This window comes from Pseudomonas sp. QLc11A, from assembly GCF_052112305.1.
Classification (GTDB): Bacteria; Pseudomonadota; Gammaproteobacteria; order Pseudomonadales; family Pseudomonadaceae; genus Aquipseudomonas; species Aquipseudomonas laurylsulfatiphila.
Window position 1 is genome coordinate 113,721 of record NZ_JAVAJJ010000015.1, and the last position, 13,855, is coordinate 127,575.

At 61.1% G+C, this 13,855-nt stretch carries 11 protein-coding genes and 1 pseudogene; 4 read left to right on the forward strand and 8 right to left on the reverse strand.

Features of this window, described 5'->3' with window-relative positions:
- Positions 1-4: 4 nt before the first annotated feature.
- Both sorA and mqo read right to left on the reverse strand, forming a co-directional pair.
- Positions 5-1,246, reverse strand: coding sequence for a SorA family sulfite dehydrogenase catalytic subunit (gene sorA, locus Q8X48_RS21105; RefSeq protein WP_407801867.1), 1,242 nt, complete (start codon positions 1,244-1,246; stop codon positions 5-7).
- A 401-nt stretch (positions 1,247-1,647) separates the two neighbouring features.
- Complete coding sequence (mqo, locus tag Q8X48_RS21110; protein ID WP_407801869.1) at positions 1,648-3,294, reverse strand: malate dehydrogenase (quinone); 1,647 nt, start codon at positions 3,292-3,294, stop codon at positions 1,648-1,650.
- Between the two features lie 401 nt (positions 3,295-3,695).
- Here mqo and ilvD point away from each other — a divergent pair, with 401 nt between their 5' ends.
- Positions 3,696-5,378, forward strand: a complete 1,683-nt coding sequence (gene ilvD / locus Q8X48_RS21115; RefSeq protein WP_407801870.1) for a dihydroxy-acid dehydratase — start codon at positions 3,696-3,698, stop codon at positions 5,376-5,378.
- Between the two features lie 146 nt (positions 5,379-5,524).
- Here the strand turns inward: ilvD and Q8X48_RS21120 are convergent, their stop codons facing one another.
- From Q8X48_RS21120 to Q8X48_RS21130, 3 genes and pseudogenes are all read right to left on the reverse strand, one after another.
- Positions 5,525-6,388 carry a methyl-accepting chemotaxis protein gene (locus Q8X48_RS21120; protein WP_371918122.1) on the reverse strand — a complete coding sequence of 288 codons (864 nt, stop codon included), beginning with the start codon at positions 6,386-6,388 and terminating at the stop codon, positions 5,525-5,527.
- Positions 6,383-7,159 (reverse strand): annotated as a pseudogene (locus Q8X48_RS21125) (MCP four helix bundle domain-containing protein); the annotation flags it as partial. The gene Q8X48_RS21120 and the pseudogene Q8X48_RS21125, both read right to left, overlap by 6 nt.
- 75 nt (positions 7,160-7,234) lie before the next feature.
- On the reverse strand, positions 7,235-7,909 hold the full coding sequence (locus tag Q8X48_RS21130; RefSeq protein ID WP_407801871.1) for a DUF2238 domain-containing protein: 675 nt from the start codon (positions 7,907-7,909) through the stop codon (positions 7,235-7,237).
- A gap of 158 nt (positions 7,910-8,067) precedes the next feature.
- Here Q8X48_RS21130 and Q8X48_RS21135 point away from each other — a divergent pair, with 158 nt between their 5' ends.
- Positions 8,068-8,499 (forward strand): nuclear transport factor 2 family protein, encoded by a 432-nt coding sequence (locus Q8X48_RS21135; protein ID WP_102699839.1) that lies wholly within the window; start codon positions 8,068-8,070, stop codon positions 8,497-8,499.
- A gap of 127 nt (positions 8,500-8,626) precedes the next feature.
- Here the strand turns inward: Q8X48_RS21135 and Q8X48_RS21140 are convergent, their stop codons facing one another.
- Positions 8,627-9,442, reverse strand: coding sequence for an AraC family transcriptional regulator (locus Q8X48_RS21140; protein ID WP_407801872.1), 816 nt, complete (start codon positions 9,440-9,442; stop codon positions 8,627-8,629).
- Positions 9,443-9,576: 134 nt separating this feature from the next.
- Here Q8X48_RS21140 and Q8X48_RS21145 point away from each other — a divergent pair, with 134 nt between their 5' ends.
- Complete coding sequence (locus tag Q8X48_RS21145; RefSeq protein ID WP_407801873.1) at positions 9,577-10,095, forward strand: carboxymuconolactone decarboxylase family protein; 519 nt, start codon at positions 9,577-9,579, stop codon at positions 10,093-10,095.
- Positions 10,096-10,279: 184 nt separating this feature from the next.
- On the opposite strand, the gene Q8X48_RS21150 is transcribed toward Q8X48_RS21145, so the two are convergent.
- Together Q8X48_RS21150 and Q8X48_RS21155 are read right to left on the reverse strand one after the other, a co-directional pair.
- Positions 10,280-11,368, reverse strand: coding sequence for a polyamine ABC transporter substrate-binding protein (locus Q8X48_RS21150; RefSeq protein WP_407801874.1), 1,089 nt, complete (start codon positions 11,366-11,368; stop codon positions 10,280-10,282).
- Positions 11,369-11,423: 55 nt separating this feature from the next.
- Positions 11,424-12,725 (reverse strand): NAD(P)/FAD-dependent oxidoreductase, encoded by a 1,302-nt coding sequence (locus Q8X48_RS21155; RefSeq protein ID WP_407801875.1) that lies wholly within the window; start codon positions 12,723-12,725, stop codon positions 11,424-11,426.
- A gap of 157 nt (positions 12,726-12,882) precedes the next feature.
- Between Q8X48_RS21155 and Q8X48_RS21160 the strand changes: the two genes are divergently transcribed.
- Complete coding sequence (locus tag Q8X48_RS21160; RefSeq protein WP_407801876.1) at positions 12,883-13,770, forward strand: LysR substrate-binding domain-containing protein; 888 nt, start codon at positions 12,883-12,885, stop codon at positions 13,768-13,770.
- The last annotated feature ends 85 nt before the right edge of the window (positions 13,771-13,855 follow it).

Sequence of the window (13,855 nt, forward strand, 5' to 3'; positions counted from 1 at the left end):
CTCCTCAGGCGACGGTCACGTGGCGGGTTTCGACGACGTGGCGGCGGTAGCCACCGGGGTTCCAGTCCGCTTGCAGTGGTTGCGTCTCGCCGGCCCTGTTGCTGGCGCGCACCATCAACTGAGTGGCGCCCTTGCGGGTAAAGGTGATCGGCAGCGTCCACTCACGAAAGGAGAAACGGCCCAGGTCCTGCCCGAGGGTGGATTCGCGCCATGTGGCTGCGCCATCGATCGACACCTCGACCTTGTTGACCCCGGCGCCGCCGTCGAACGCGATGCCCTTGAGCACCAGGCTTTGGTTCAGCGGCAATACATCGCCGTGTTTGACGCTGGTGATGAAACTGCGCACCGGCAATCTGGAAATCGGTTGGGTGTTCGCCGCCGTGGTGCCGGGGGCAATGCACAGGCAATCGTTATCCGGAACCCGGTACCCCTTGGCCATGAAGAAGCCGTCGTAGGTATGGTCGACGACTTCGATCTCACTCAGGTGCTTGACCCAGTAGGTGCCGAAATAACCGGGCACCACCAGACGAATCGGGTAACCGTTGAGAAATGGCAGGTCGGTTCCATTCATCGACCAGGCGATCATCGGCTCGCCGTCCATGGCATGGCTGATGTCCAGCGCCTTGATGAACTCCGGCGTGCTCGGCAGCACGGGTTTATCGAGTCCACGGAAGGTCACTTGCCTGGCACCGGCTTTCACTCCGGCCTTTTCCAGTACCGCCTTGAGCGGCACCCCCAGCCACCGCGCATTACCTATTGAGCCATTGCCCAACTGAGCGCCGAACACCCGCGGCATCGAGAAGCCACGGCTGTTGCCCGAACACTGATTGACGGCCACCACCTCCACCGGCTCGGCAAGCGCCTTGAGTTCGGCAAGGGAAAGCGACAGCGGCGTATCGACCAAGCCCTTGATCGTCAGGCGGTAGCTGTCCGGGTCGATGCTGGTCGGAAAATTGGCCAGGTGGTAACGCACGAAAAACGCGTCATTGGGCGTGATGACCCCTTTATTGAAGACAGAGAACGGCGTCTCCAGGTGCGGCGGGCGCGTGGTCACCAGGGTCAACGGGCGTTTTTGCGGGTATTGCACCAATGGTCGCGGGCCCGCGGCAAAGGTCACTTCTTCAGTGTTTTCCTCGGCGGCCCTGGCGAGATTTGCCACCGGCGAAGCCGCCAACGCCAACGTGAAAGCATCGCGTAAAACCCGCCGACGGCTCGGCTGGCGGCTGTCTATAAAACTGAACTTCATTCTGCGCTCTCTATGATTGTTTTATCGAGATGCAACTGACTACTGTGGGAGCGAGCCTGCTCCGGGCGGCGTTCCGACGATGGACGTTAACGAAAACGCGCGCTGACTGACTAAACGCAGCGCAAGTTCGTCCATAGTCGGAACGCCGCCCATATTCCCGCCAGGGCGGAGAGGTCTCAGACTTACGGTTTCGCGTTACCCAGGTCGGTAAACAAACCAGTATCCTCAGGGCCAAACTGCCTGCTTCTCATTGAGCGTCAGCGACTTGACAATTGATGACAGAAAACCCCGTAAAGGCCGTCGTAGACACTCCGGAGTCAAAGCATTGCCTGTACCATCGCCCACAAAAAAGCCCACTGACCGTCGCCGATTCAGTGGGCTTTTTTTGATCCGGCGTCTAATTACAGAGCCATATCACTCGCAGCACTAGCCTTCGGTGCCTTCGCATCCGTATCGACAGTCACTGGCTTCACAGCCGGCGCAATCACCGCTGGTGGCGGAGTCAGTTCCAGTACCTTGGCGGTATAGGCCCACTCTTGAGCAACCTTCTCGGGGCTGTTGTTCAGCTGGGTGCCGTAGCTCGGTACGATCTGGTGCAGTTTTGCCTGCCACTCAGGGCTCGCGACCTTGTCCTTGAACACTTTCTGCAGCACGGTCAGCATGATCGGTGCGGCGGTCGATGCGCCTGGGGAGGCGCCCAGCAGGCCGGCGATGCTGCCGTCTTGCGAAGCGACGATTTCGGTGCCCAGTTTCAGCACGCCACCGGCAGCTTCGTCACGCTTGATGATCTGCACGCGCTGGCCGGCTTGCCACAGGCGCCAGTCTTCAGCCTTGGCGTTCGGGAAGTATTCCTTCAGGGCGTTGAGGCGGTCTTCGTCAGACAGCATCAGCTGGCCGGCGAGGTACTCGACCAGCGGGTATTCCTTGATGCCGACCTTGGTCATTGGCCACACGTTGTGGGTGGTCGTGGTGGTCAGCAGGTCCAGGTACGAACCTTCCTTGAGGAACTTGGTGCTGAAGGTCGCGAACGGGCCAAACAGGATCACGCGCTTGCCGTCCAGCACGCGGGTGTCCAGGTGCGGAACCGACATCGGCGGTGCGCCCACCGAAGCCTTGCCGTAGGCCTTGGCCAGGTGTTGTTCGGCGATGGTCGGGTTCTCGGTCACCAGGAACGAGCCGCCTACCGGGAAGCCTGCGTATTCCTGGGCTTCAGGAATGCCGGACTTCTGCAGCAGGTGCAGGGCACCGCCGCCGGCGCCGATGAACACGAACTTGGCGTCGGTTTCGGTCTTGCTGCCGTCTTTGAGGTTCTTGTAGCTGACGCGCCAGCTGCCGTCTTCGTTGCGGGTGATGTCCTGCACTTCGCTGGACAGCTTCAAGTCGAACTTCGGCGTGGTTTGCAGGTGTGCAACGAACTGACGCGTGATTTCGCCGAAGTTCACGTCAGTACCCAGCGGGCTCCAGGTGGCTGCGACCTTCTGGCTCGGGTCACGCCCTTCCATCATCAGCGGCACCCACTGCTTGATCACAGCCGGGTCTTCGGAGTACTGCATGCCGGCGAACAGCGGGCTCGCCTGCAGGGCGTCGTAGCGTTTTTTCAGGAACTTGATGTTGTCATCGCCCCACACGAAGCTCATGTGCGGCGTGGAATTGATGAACGAACGCGGGTTCTTCAGCACGCCTTGCTGAACCTGCCAGGCCCAGAACTGACGGGAGATCTGGAAGGCTTCGTTGATTTCAACGGCCTTCGGGATCGAGACCTTGCCGTTCTCGTCTTCCGGGGTGTAGTTCAGCTCGGCCAGGGCGGAGTGACCGGTACCGGCGTTGTTCCAGCCGTTGGAGCTTTCCTGGGCGACGCCGTCGAGGCGCTCGATCATTTCCATCGAAGTGCCAGGTTCCAGCTCGTTGAGCCAGACACCCAGGGTCGCGCTCATGATGCCGCCGCCAATGAGCAGTACGTCGACTTTCTTGGCTTCTTCAGCCTGGGCTGTCGTCATCCCCAACGACAAGGCCAGCCCCAGCAGGGCTGTGTTCACTTTCTTAAACATCTGTAGCACCTATGATAAAACGCCATCCACCCCTCCATCCTCATGCGCACAGCCCCGTGTTTCACGGCAGTCACGGATGCGGCACTCAAGGATTGCAGGGTGGGCACACAAGGCCGATGAACCGCATCGACCCCAGTTTTTTGTCCCTTCTGAACTGACTTTTTATCTTTATTGGCTTCAGCTACTTGAGCGACAGTGATTCGTTCGCCCGTCGCGAGGACAGGTAAACAGAATAGGTCAAACCAAGTTGTTGCGAAGAATATCACGACAAGGCTAACCCGCGCGTCTGTTCCCGACTCGATGGTCCGGTCACTGATAGTGCCGTAGAAGCCGGTGCACGAGGAGACGGCGGATCGGCGACTATACTCAGTGGTCTTCAGATGAGCCGGTGAGGACAAGTCATGAGCGACAAAGACGATCTGCGCAAGTACTCCTCTCAAGTAATCGACGGCGTGGAGGCCGCACCGGCACGCGCCATGCTGCGGGCCGTGGGCTTTACCGATGCAGACTTCGACAAGCCGCAGATCGGCATCGCGTCCACCTGGGCCATGGTCACGCCCTGCAACATGCATATCGACAAGCTGGCGCTCGAGGCCGAAAAAGGCGCGAATGCCGCCGGTGCCAAGGGCGTGATCTTCAACACCATCACCATTTCCGACGGCATCGCCAATGGCACCGAAGGCATGAAGTATTCCCTGGTATCGCGCGAGGTGATTGCCGACTCCATTGAGGTGGTCACCGGTTGCGAGGGTTTCGACGGCCTGGTGACCATCGGCGGCTGCGACAAGAACATGCCGGGCTGCCTGATCGGCATGGCGCGGCTCAATCGCCCGTCGATCTTTGTCTATGGCGGCACCATCCAGCCGGGGGCCGGGCATACCGACATCATTTCCGTGTTCGAGGCCGTGGGCCAGCACGCGCGGGGCGACATCAGCGAGATCCAGGTCAAGCAGATCGAGGAAGTGGCGATTCCCGGTCCCGGCTCCTGTGGCGGCATGTACACCGCCAACACCATGGCCTCGGCCATCGAGGCGCTGGGCATGAGCCTGCCCGGCTCCAGCTCCCAGGACGCCATTGGCGGCGACAAGGCCTCGGACAGTTTCCGCGCCGGGCAGCAGGTCATGGAGTTGCTCAAGCTCGACCTCAAGCCCCGGGACATCATGACCCGCAAAGCCTTCGAAAATGCGATACGCGTGGTGATCGCCCTCGCCGGCTCGACCAACGCCGTGCTGCATCTGCTGGCCATGGCCAACGCGGTGGATGTCGAACTGACCCTGGATGACTTCGTCGAGCTGGGTAAAGTTTCCCCGGTGGTCGCCGACCTGCGCCCCAGCGGCAAGTACATGATGAGCGAACTGGTGGCCATCGGCGGCATTCAACCGCTGATGAAGCGCATGCTCGATGCCGGCATGCTGCACGGCGATGTGCTGACCGTCACCGGCCAGACCCTGGCGCAAAACCTCGCCGGCGTGCCCGACTACCCGGCCGGCCAGGACGTGATCCGGCCGTTCGACCAGCCGATCAAGAAGGACTCGCACCTGGTCATCCTGCGCGGCAACCTCTCGCCCACCGGCGCCGTGGCCAAGATCACCGGCAAGGAAGGCCTGCGCTTCGAAGGCACGGCGCGGGTCTATCACGGCGAGGAAGGTGCGCTGGCCGGCATTCTCAATGGCGAAGTGCAGCCCGGCGAAGTGATCGTGATCCGCTACGAAGGGCCCAAGGGCGGGCCGGGCATGCGCGAAATGCTCTCGCCGACGTCAGCGGTCATGGGCAAGGGCCTGGGCAAGGAGGTGGCGCTGATCACCGACGGGCGCTTCTCTGGTGGCTCGCATGGTTTTGTGGTGGGGCATATCACGCCTGAGGCGTTTGAGGGCGGGCCGATTGCCCTGGTGGAAAACGGTGACAGGATTACCATCGACGCTGAAACGCGGTTGATCACGGTCGATGTTTCCGATGCCGTGCTTGCGCAGCGCAAGAGCCGCTGGGTGCGGCCGGAATCGAAGTACAAGCGCGGGGTGTTGGCCAAGTATGCGAAGACAGTGTCCAGTGCTTCGGAGGGGGCGGTGACGGACAAGTATTTGTAGGCCGTTAGTCCTGCGTTGTCTGGACTATTGCCATCGCGAGCAAGCTCGCTCCCACAAGGGATCTTCGTCATAAGGAGATCCTCTGTGGGAGCGAGCTTGCTCCGGGCGGCGTTCCGACGATGGCGTCCTGTCAGGCAACCTCTACCTCAAAGCCTGAACCGATCCACCGACTGCGACAACTGCCCCGCCAGACTGGACAGTTCATCGGTGGTCGAAGCCGTCTGCCCGATCACCTTGCTGTTGCCTTCGGACATGCCGGCAATCATCTCCACCTGATGGGCGATCTCGTTGCTGGCCAGGCTTTGCTCGCCGATGGTACGGCTGATGTCATTGACCAGTTGCGTGGTGTGCAGCGTGGCATCGAGGATCTCGCGGATGGCGCGCTCGACATCGGCCGTCACCGCCATGCCTTTGTCGACCTGGGCCACGCCCTCCTCCATGCTGATCACCGCCTCGCGGGTGCTTTGCTGGATCCGTGCGACCATGCTGGCGATTTCCTGGGTGGAAGCGCTGGTGCGCCCCGCCAGGCTGCGGACCTCATCGGCCACCACGGCAAAACCGCGTCCCTGCTCGCCGGCGCGGGCGGCTTCGATGGCGGCGTTGAGTGCCAGCAGGTTGGTCTGGTCGGCAATGCCCTTGATCACCTGGATGATGTTGAAAATCCCCTCGGACTCCTTGTCCAGCGTGCGGATCACCTGCGCCGACTGCTGCGCCGAACGCGCAATGCCATCCATGTCGCTGACCACCTGATGGATCACCCGGCCGCCGTCCTTGGCCAGGGCTTCTGCCTGATTGGCCATGTTCAGCGCCCGTTCGGCATGCCGGGTGATTTCCTCGATGCTCGCGGTCATTTCGCTGGCGGCCGCGGCCATGGTACTGGCCGCCGCGCTTTGCTGCTGGCTGCTGCCCGCCACCTCATGGCAGCCGTTGCTCAGCAGTTCGCTCATGCCGCTGACGCCGTGGGCGTTGCTGCGCACGACCTCGATCATGCCGCGCAAATCCCGCTGCATGGTTGCCAGGCTACGAATCAAGGCGCTGGCTTCGTCCTTGTGGGTGGGCTCGACAATCGGCTCGCTGAGGTTGCCATGGGCGATGCTCTCGGCAATGCGGCTGGCGGTTTGCAACGGGCCCATGATGCTCAGGATCGCCGAACGCCCCAGGGCCAGTAGCAACAACAGGCTGGCGATCAGCACGCCGCCGAGGGTCAGGTTGGCGTTGCTGATGGCAAGCGCTGTGCCCTGGCTGGTCTGTTGCGTGTCGCTTTCGATCAACTCGCTGAGGGCCTCCATCTGGTCTTCCAGTTGGCTGAAGGCGTTGTTGAACGTGCCCAGTTCCTGTTGCGCGGCTTCCGGGTTTTCCAGGGCCAGCCCGACGATACGCTCGGCAGTGCCGATGTAGGTGTCGAGGCTGGGCTTGATCTTGTTCAGGCCGGCCTTGATGGTGTCGTTGACCGGCAGCTTGAGGTTTTCCCCGAGCACTTCGCGAAAGCGTTGGGTGTGCTCTTCGATGGAACTGCGCACCTCGGCTTTGCTGCTGGTGCTCTTGTTCAAGCCCACCAACATGGCCGACAGCACGTCGGCGCGCAACGCGTCGTGCATCATGTCGGCTTCGAGGTGATTGCGCAGCGCGGCCATGCTGACGTTGTCGTCCTCCACGGCCTCGGCCATCCGGGCGTTCCCCAGGTAACTGACCAGGCTCATGATCAATGCAGTCAGTAGTCCGGTGCCGATCAGCAACATTAAACGCAGTTTTATGGACACTCTGTGGTTCCTCTCTGGCACGTTAGGCCGCGGGATTCCCCCGCGCGAATGGCACTCTTGAAGAGGTTATCGACGGGGCCGCGCAGTAATTGAAGCCTATTGCCAAAGATTGTGTTTTTTGCGACATGCGGTCGTCACCGGTTGCTTTTGCAGCATGCCGCGCAGGGACACCAGCAACAGGTTGGCAAACGCACCGGCGACCGCGATGGCCATGTCCTTTTGCGAATCCCACGGATCGTTTTGCGCGCCGACGAAAGCCTTCGCCGTGTCCTTGCCCAGGAAGGCACCGCCGATCCACTCCACCAGTTCGTACACGGCGGATGTCGACAGCATGATGTTCAGGGTCACGAAGAACAGCCAGAACCCGCGCAGCGGCGTCAGCCGCCACAGGACTTCACGCACCGGATAAGCCAGCAGCAGCCCGTAGCTCAGATGCACCAGCCGGTCGTAGTGATTGCGGTGAGCACCTGCCGCCTGGTCGAAACTGAAGCCCAACCACGCCGAAGACCAACGATCGTAAGGCACCAGGGAATAGGTGTAATGGGCGCCCAGTTCATGCACGCACAGAAAGGCAAACACCAGGGTGACGGACATTGTCGACAAGCGGAATCGCCGGGAAACCGCGACCAGGGTGCCCACCAGCAACAGCACCAGCAGGTTTTCCAGCGCCCAGTCCACCCGGCTGCGGGGAGAAAAACCCGACACCACGACGATCACCACAAACACCATGAGCAACGTCAGGTCGTGCCGTATACGTTGGTTCGGCTGCATGGCTGGAATACCTCGAAGTCAGGACATCGCCCTTTTAACTTCGAGGCAAGGTCGCCGGGCAAGTTCGCTTTTTCCCTCCAGCGCATGATAAGTTGTACGATGACTGATGAATACCCCTCCAGTCATCGCGTGATCCCTACAACAACAAGGAAACACTCATGAAAAAAGCAAAAGTGCTGATTGGTTTTCTGTGCCTGTTCACCGGTTACGTCGCTGCCACCCCGGCTGCCTCGGACAAGGACGTGGCCCAGGCCGTCGACCACCTGACCCAGGCCATGCTGCACAAGGACATCCCGGAGCTGAAAGCCTTGACCGCCGAGAACCTGACCTACGGGCATTCCAGCGGCAAGATCCAGGACAAGCAGGCCTTCATCGCCGACATCGAAACCGGCAAAAGCGCGTTCAAGACCCTTGAGATGCAAAACCAGACCATCACCGTTTCCGGCGATGTCGCGCTGGTCCGTCATCATTTCTCGGCACAAGCGCTCAAAGGCACCGAAGTGGTGCCCACTGAAATAGAGAACTTCCAGATCTGGCAAAAGCAGGACGGTAAATGGCTGTTGGTTGGACGGCAGGCGTTCAAGTTCTGATGCACAGCTGAGGCCACCACTGTATCTGTGGGAGCTTGCTCGCGATGACGGAGTGTCGGTCGCCATATCAGGTGTCTGACACACCGCTATCGCGAGCAAGCTCGCTCCCACAGGGTTTTCGGGTGTATCAACTACCTTTCCACTCCCGCGGGCTCAGCCCGGTCTTGCGCCGGAACGCCCGGGCCAGCGCCGAGGGGCTCTCATAACCCACTTCCTCGGCGATCAGCGCTATCGGCCGACCCTCGCGCAGGCGCTTCTGCGCCAGGCTGATGCGCCAGCTCACCAGGTAATCCACCGGCGTCTGCCCGACCACCCGGCGAAAGTGTTCGGCGAAACTGGCCCGCGACATGTTGGCGGCGACCGAGAGTTCGGCCACGCTCCAGGGCTTGGCCGGGCTTTGATGCATCAGGCTCAGGGGCCGCGCCAGGCGCGCATCGGCAAGGCCCGCCATCATGCCCGGTCGCTGGCCCGTGGTGCTCAGGATGTGCCGCAGCAACAGAATCACCAGCAGCTCGAACAGGCGATCCATCACCGCTTCACGCCCGCACGTACCGTCGAATGCCTCGTTGAACAGCCATTCCAGGGTCCCGGCCAGGGTCGGGATTTCATCGAGCTTGAGCACCAGGTAATCCGGTAGCGCCGCCGCCAGGGCATTGCCCGCACCGCCGTCGAAATCCAGGGTCGCGCACACCAGTTGCGTACCGGATGCTTCAGACGCAAACAGACGATGTCGATAGGGCCGGGGGAAAAAGATCAGGCTCGGCTCGGTCAGTTGCAGGTCCGGCTGGTCGCCCATTTTGAGCAGCAACTCGCCGGCCTGAAGCAGGTGCAAATGACCGCTGGCCTGTTGGCCGTCGTAGGCGACGGTGCCGCAGAACATACCGCTATGGAAAGTGCCGGCATTGACGCCGAAATGGGTGAGCAGTGTGGACAAGCGATCCATGACAAGGCTCCCGAAGGCAGTTCTGGACGATTTGTCGCATATCCTCGACGATTTGCATCCAATACACCAGACCTTCTCCCTAACATGAGCTCCGTACCCAGCGCATTCCGCGCCTCACACCACGGAGTATCACCATGACCCGCATTGCCCCGATCAGCCTGGAAAACGCCACCGACACCACCCGCCCCCTGCTGGAAGGCGTGCAGAAGAAAATCGGTTTTCTGCCCAACGTCTTCAAAGTCCTGGCACACGCACCGGCGGTGCTGGCCTCATACCTGCAAAACTCGGCCGCACTGGGCAAGACGTCCCTGAGCGCCACGGATAAGGAAGCGGTGTTCCTCGCCACTTCGCAAGTCAACGGCTGCGAATACTGCCTGGCCGCTCACACGCTGTTTGCCGGTAAGGCCGGACTGTCGAAGCAGGAGATCCTCAGCGCACGACACGGCGAGCTCAACGCCATTGCCACCCTCGCCCGCCAGGTCACCGAAAGCCGTGGCCACCTGAGCGTCGAGCAGATCGCCGCTGCCCGTAACGCGGGTATCGACGACGGCAGGATCATCGAAGTGATCGCCCATGTGGCATCGCAGACGCTAACCAACTATCTGAACAACGCAGCCCTGACCGACATCGACTTCCCGGCCATCGACGCCTGAACCCATCTAGCGTAAATCCTGTCTGAAACATTCTGTCGGAGCGAACCGAAACCTGTGGGAGCGAGCTTGCTCGCGATCGCGGTGGTCCATTCAACATCAATGTCGTCTGGCCTGACGCTATCGCGAGCAAGCTCGCTCCCACAGTGATTTTGCTCAAGCGACAGATGTGCGCATGACGTAGCGATCAGGTATTGGTTTTCAGCTTGGTCCACAAGCGCGTGCTGAGGCGCGCGATGGCCGCGGGCAAGTCCTCGACGGTGAACAGCTTGTCCATCACGGTTTTCGGCGGGTAGATCGCCAGGTCCTGCTTCACCGCCGGGTCGACGAAGGCATCCGCCGCGCTGTTGGGGTTGGCGTAGTGGATGCTGTTGCTGATGTTGGCAATCACCTTCGGCTCCAGCAGGTAGTTCATGTAGGCGTACCCGTTCTTCTCGTGTGGCGCACTCTTGGGCATGACCACCATGTCCAGCCACAGGGTGGAACCTTCGTCCGGGATCGAGTAGGCAATGTCGATCCCGTTTTTGGCTTCCCTGGCACTGGCGGCGGCCTGCACGATGTCGCCGTTGAAACCGATCACCGCGCAGACGTTACCGTTGGCCAGGTCGCTGATGTACTTGGACGCGTGGAAATACTGGACGTAAGGCCGAATCTTCAGCAGTGCCTGCTCGGCTTTCTTGTAGTCGGCCGGTTCATGGCTATGTGGCGGCAGCCCCAGGTAGTTGAGGGTGATTGGCAGGATCTGCGTCGGGTTGTCGATGATCGCCACGCCGCACTCGCTGAGTTTCTTGATGTTGTTCTCGTCGAAGAACAGCGTCCAGGAATGGGTGACGTCGGTATTGCCGAAGATCGCCTTGATCTTCTCGACGTTATAGCCGATGCCCGCCGTGCCCCACATGTAAGGGAAGCCATACTGGTTGCCCGGGTCGTTGACCTCAAGCTTCTTCATCAGCGCCGGATCGAGGTTTTTCCAGTTGGGCAACTGGCTCCTGTCGAGTTTCTGGATGGCGCCGGCCTTGATCAGGCGCGACAGGAAGTGGTTTGACGGACTGACCACGTCATACCCGGTATTGCCGGTCATCAGTTTCGATTCCAGCACTTCGTTGCTGTCGTGGATGTCGTAAGTCGCCTTGATCCCGGTTGCCTTGGTGAAGTCGGGCAAGGTGTCGTCGGCGATGTAACCGTTCCAGTTGGAAATATTGACGGTTTCGTCGGCGCAGGCGACGGCGGAAAAGGTCGAGATCAGGGCCACAAGGGAAAGCGTATTGACGCGCATGTTGAATCACCTTCGATGGGAAGTGCTGTTGTTCTTGTTGTGAAGTTCGTGTTGTTCAGACTTCGCTTCTGGCCCGGACCGTTTCCACACGCATACGCAGCATGGCACCGATGTCGAGCAACGGCTTGGGCGGCAGCCAGCCGGGTTGTGCCCGCGAGATGACCGATTGCAGCAGCGGTGAATCACCGCCCGAGGCCCACTCCGCGAGCAAGCGTCCCCACAACGTGCCCCGCGCCACGCCGGAACCGTTGCACCCGGCCACGGCGAACACGCCCTCCTCGACCTTGGCAAAGTACGGTTGCCCGGAGCGCGAAGCGCTGAGATGACCGGTCCAGGTGTATTCGATGTCCTGCTCGCCGAGCATCGGGAAACGTCGTTGCAACCCCAGCACGTGGTGTTGGCGACGGGTCGACAGCTCGCTCAATGACAAATCCCGGGAACGGTATTCCGCGGTGTTGCGGATCATTACCCGGCGATCCGGCGTCAGGCGCACCGTGGCGCCCAACGGCCGGGTCGACAGCACGCCCCAGGACGCTGGCGCCCCCAGGGCTTGAAACTCTTGGTCGCTGAGCGGCCGCGTGAGGCTGGCGCTGAGTTCCATCGCGAAGGTGCCGCTGTCGTCGATCCCTGAACGAGGAATGAAGGCGTTCAGGCAGACCAACACCTGTTTGACCTCAATGCAGCCGTCTTGGCCCCGGGCACGGATCCGGCCGTCGCCGAGGCGCTCAAGACCTGCGATATCGCTGTTCTCATAGACCGTCACTGTCGGCGGCAAGGCATCGAGCAGGCCCTTCACGTACTTGGCCGGTTGCAGCAGCGCATTGCCATTGCCGCACCAGATTCCGGCACGGTAGTGGCGGGTGCCGAGTTTCTCGATCAGTTGCTCGCCTTGCAGGAACTGCGCGCTGGCGCCAACGGCCCGCAAGGTCTGCAACTTGGCCTCGACGTGGCTCAGCTTGCGTGGATCGCTGACGGCAAAGAAATAGCCCGATTCCCTGAGGTCGCATTCGATACCCAGCCGGGCGATCTGCTTGCGCACTTCATCGGCGGCGGCGCGGCCGATCGCCGTATCCACTTGATAACCGGCGAACCCGGCGCTGCCCAACAGTTCGCTGGCGACGGGATGTTCGTGGGCCACCACAAACCCGGAATTACGCGCCGATGCCCCCTGCGCAGCCCGCTGGCGGTCAACGACCACAATGCGTGCCTGGGGGTGCATGTGCGCCAGGGCGTGCGCCGCACTGAGGCCGGTAATGCCGGCGCCGATCACCAGCCAGTCGGCGTGCTGCGTGCCTTTGAGCGGGTCGCGCAACGGAGAACTCCCCGCTTGCGCAATCCAGCCACAGATATTTTCCATGCGTCACCTCAGGTTCTTGTTCTGCGAACCGTCTCGATCAGCGCTTTATGCAAGATTCGCATAATTGGTTTTCGTGAACGGCGTCAATGACTAGAATCTAAAGGCTGATAACGCGGACAACCAACGTTATTAAATCATCGAGGCATTCTGAAAACGCATGGATAAAGTACGCCACGTGCCCTCGCTGCAGGGCTTGCAGGCCCTGGTCGAGGTCGCCGGGTCGGGCAGCTTCACCCAGGCGGCGCAAAAGCTCTGCCTGACCCAAAGCGCCGTGAGCCGACAGATCCAGCAACTGGAGAGCCACTTCGGTGTCGCGCTGTTCGTGCGCAGCAGCCGCAGCCTGCAACTGACCCCGGAAGGCGACCAGGTGCTGGCCAGCGCTCGCACCATCCTTGAACAATTGAGGTCGCTCGAAGACCGGCTCGCGCCAAAGCAACGCCCGTTCCGCATTCGCATGCACGTGTCACTGGCGGTGCGCTGGCTGCTGCCCAAACTGAGCGATTTCTACCGGCATCACCCGGACGTCTCCCTGGCCATTGAAACCGTGGCCACCGAAGTCGTGGAACCTGCCAGTGACAGCGACGCCTACATTCTCTATCTGCCAGAGCCGTCCACGGCGCCCGATTGCCTGACGCTGTTCGAGGAAGCACTGGTGCCGGTGTGCGCGCCTGGGCTGGGCAACCCGACCCGGCCATTGGCTTCGCTGGAAGATCTGTCGGGGTTCGCGTTGCTGCACCGCTCCTGCGATCAAAATGACTGGCAGGTATGGCTGTCGGCCAATGGCGGCAAGGCGTTGCAGGAGTATCGGCATATCCCCTTCAACCTCGACGAACTGGCACTCGATGCCGCCGCGCGAGGGCTGGGGGTGGCGATGACTGACATGACGCTGGCAGGCGAGTCGATCCAGCGCGGTGAACTGGTGATTCCGTTTGGTGAACCGTTGAAGACCCGAGGGATTTACTCGTTGTGCCTGCAACCCTCGGCGGCCACCCATCCGGCGTGCGCGCCGGTCATGCAGTGGTTCACCGCACAAACCACTGCATGACCACCTTCACATTCAACATCAATGTTGACTGACACACCGCCTTCGCGGGCAAGCCCGCTCCCACAGTAATTTCTGTTGTTCACGA